This is a genomic window from Sphingomonas sp. 10B4, from assembly GCF_035019905.1.
In the GTDB taxonomy this organism is placed as follows: domain Bacteria; phylum Pseudomonadota; class Alphaproteobacteria; order Sphingomonadales; family Sphingomonadaceae; genus Sphingomonas; species Sphingomonas glacialis.
On the sequence record NZ_JASJVC010000583.1, the window covers coordinates 1 to 235 of the forward strand.

Annotated in this window: 1 protein-coding gene; it reads right to left on the reverse strand. The window is 59.1% G+C overall.

What is annotated here, in order from left to right; all coding sequences use genetic code 11:
• Positions 1-235: transposase (locus QN347_RS20940; RefSeq protein ID WP_323494569.1), on the reverse strand; the 235-nt coding region annotated here is incomplete at both ends.

Below are 235 nucleotides of genomic sequence, written 5' to 3' on the forward strand. Positions count from 1 at the left end.
GGTGACATTTCGGTGCATGGTGCCCCAGAGCCGTTCGATTTGGTTGAGATTGTGGCTGTAAGTTGGCACGAAGTGGAGCGTGATCCGACCGCCTTCGCGGGCCAGCCATTCTCTTACCAACCGGGCATGATGGTAGCGGGCGTTGTCGAGGAAGACGTGTATTATTCGCATCGACGGATGGGCCGCAAGGATCGCGATGAGCAGCAGGATCGTGCTTTGGGCGTCGACGGTGGGG